Below are 2,622 nucleotides of genomic sequence, written 5' to 3'. Positions count from 1 at the left end.
TCACTTTTTCATTTGAGAGATGAATTATCAAGGAAAGAATCCTCCCTCCAGATTTATATAGATAAAAAGTTCCAAGAAAGGAAAATCTCATGGACGTCACAAAATTTTGTAAATTGTATTAATTATTACTTAGGAGAAAATTCTGCGTACGTTTCGTCGCCGTTAATGTGTTTATTTCCATTTTCATCCTTGGTATTGGACTATAATGGAGATTTAAAAAATTGCTTTTATTCAGAAGCTTTTGGGAATCTACAAAATTATGAGGCAATAGATTGGTCTGCTCAAAGCGTTTTAAAATCTTTGAAAGAATCTGGCGCATGTAGCGGATGTCGTGGGAAGGTATTTTGTGGATAAGGTTAAGCAATTTAAGATTTATAGCGTTAGCAAGTCTACTGCTCTAGTGGTTGCTGTTTTACCACTTTTTTTGTCGGAAAAATTGCATTTGTCGCAAGCGGATATTGTTTTAATCGGTAGTTATTTTTTATTGCTTCCTTTGATCTTAGAAGTCCCCTTGGGTTTATTATCAGATGTTTATGGAAGTAAGCGCGTTATTTATACTGGGCTGTTTTTCTTTCTTTGCGGTTTTTTAGCTCTTTTTATGAATTATGCATATTTTGCTTACGCCACTTATTTGTTGTGTATCACATTAGCGGCCGCTTGTTTCTCAGGTGCGGAAGATAGTTTACTCTTTTCTGTAGTACCAAAGCATCGCACACTGTTTTCCGTTAAGTCCGAAGTGGCTGCTGTTACCTATAGTGTGACAACGGTACTTATTTTTTTAGGGGGAATACTTTATTATGTGCATCCTGCATTGCCTGTAATTTTTCAAATCCTTTCATTAATTTTTGCTATTTTTATGTTTTCAAAACTGACGAAGGGATTAGATAGTTTTCATATCAACGCTCATCCGAGTATTTTCACAGTTATGTGCGCCAGCCGTAAAGAAGTCAAAAACCCTTATCGCTTCACTCTTGTTTTTTTAAGTGCAGTTTCAGCTTTTGCTATTTTGGTTAATAATCGAACTGTTTCTATCGCATTTTCTGATTTTTTGCCATTTCAACCTGCTATTTTGGTTTCGATTATTTTTATCATTGGGAATTTTTTTTCAGCAAGTTCCAATATATTGTTTCAGAAGTATTTTTCAAAGTTTCAAAATCCTATTTTTCCCGTCTTAATGATTGGTTGTATGGTAACCATTGCTTTTTTCTCATGTCATTTCAAATCATTGCGGCTCTTATATTAGGATTTTTACTGCTATGTGTTTTTAAATCTGCTTATCGATCTTATCTGTCGTCTCTTCTTATAAATTCACTGATTGATCCCAAAGCTATCGCGACTGTTTTATCATTTACAGCCATTATTACAGCTGTTGTATCCTTTGCATTCAGTTTTTTATACGGTCATGTTTTTTCAACATTCTGGCAAGCTAATTTGTGGTTGGCAGTGATTATGGCAGTGATTTTTGGGGTGTCTGCTTTAATTATTTTTGTCAGAAAACAAGAAATCATTTGGTTACAGCCTGAAAATGCACAATCGTCAAAACAACATTTCTTGAAACGCAAGCATCAAGAGTTTTGCTATGGGCAAATTTATCCGGAAGCATCGTGCATTAATGAAAACATCAAGGATGGCTCTTTTCGACAAAGTCTCTATCCTGCACCAAATTTGATAACACTTTGCGATGAAATAGTCGAATGGGAGTTTATCCGGGGTACTGTATTGAGCCAAATGGATTTGCTACATCAAAAGGCGATTATTGATCAAATCAATAAGATCTTTCAAGATCGATTAAGCAAGAATATAATCTTATCACATGGAGATTTACATCCTGATAATATCATTGTTACTTCTGATAGTTCTTTTATGGTAGTGGATTGGGATTTATGTCAAGAAGCCAGTCCGGAATTGGATATCTTAACATTTTTCACCAGTCCAAGATTATCTCTCAATTTAGAAGAACGGATAGACTATATTTCTCATTTGCTGTCTATATCAAAGGATGAAGCTTTACCAATGATAAAAGCGTTTGTGGCTAAAAAAATTTCTGATCTTTCTCTATACCAAAATATTTTCATGAAACAATTAGTATTGGATTATATGAACTTGAATAAGAAATTTCATGGGCGATAATATTGTAATTTGTAATGAAAATTGCAGTGCGGGCTGCAATCATTGTCCGTATTCGATGGAATATATGGTGAGAGATGACGCGTTGCCTGAATCTTTATATACAATAAATGACATAAAATCTGATTTTATTATTCTTTCTGGTGGAGAGCCTTTTGAGCTCGATTATGATTTACTTCATAAATATACTTGTATGTGTCTCATTTGCAAAAAATATTTTCGGATTGCAACAGGGGGGCACATCTATATTCAACCATATTTGAAGCTATTAAAGAGTAATCCGTTCTTTTTAGGGATACAAATAGGCACAGATGTTATTTCAGAGATAAGAAATCTAGACAGTAAAAAATATAAACAAACGTGGGTGCGTAACATAGAATGTATGAAAAAAGATAGCGTACCATATAGTGTGACGATTACTTTATCGGAGAGATTCGATTTGGCAGAAGTGTTAGCTCTAATACGTATCGCTACTCCCGAGTTCATTTTAGTTAA

3 protein-coding genes and 1 pseudogene are annotated in these 2,622 nt (G+C 34.2%); all 4 read left to right on the top strand.

Features of this window, described 5'->3' with window-relative positions; genetic code table 11:
• Nucleotides 1-354 (top strand): annotated as a pseudogene (locus tag ACFIL8_RS07665) (radical SAM protein); the annotation flags it as partial.
• Entirely contained in the window at nt 347-1,243 is an 897-nt protein-coding gene (locus tag ACFIL8_RS07660; RefSeq protein ID WP_375689333.1) for an MFS transporter, read from the top strand. The pseudogene ACFIL8_RS07665 and the gene ACFIL8_RS07660, both read left to right, overlap by 8 nt.
• The gene (locus ACFIL8_RS07655; protein WP_375689331.1) at nt 1,210-2,130 is read left to right on the top strand and encodes a phosphotransferase; all 921 of its coding nucleotides are present in this window, start codon (nt 1,210-1,212) and stop codon (nt 2,128-2,130) included. Before ACFIL8_RS07660 ends, ACFIL8_RS07655 begins: the two co-directional genes overlap by 34 nt.
• On the top strand, nt 2,120-2,622 hold a 503-nt coding region (locus ACFIL8_RS07650; protein WP_375689329.1), incomplete at its 3' end, for a hypothetical protein. The genes ACFIL8_RS07655 and ACFIL8_RS07650, both read left to right, overlap by 11 nt.

Source organism: Bartonella sp. AP57NXGY, assembly GCF_042195805.1.
Classification (GTDB): domain Bacteria; phylum Pseudomonadota; class Alphaproteobacteria; order Rhizobiales; family Rhizobiaceae; genus Bartonella.
Note: the sequence above shows the minus strand (reverse complement) of the source record. Positions and strands in the feature narration are given on the sequence as shown.

What these genes read in the sequence shown, in the direction of transcription:
- ACFIL8_RS07655 (WP_375689331.1), top strand. Translation starts at nt 1,210, where the DNA reads ATGTCATTTCAAATCATTGCGGCTCTTATATTAGGATTTTTACTGCTA.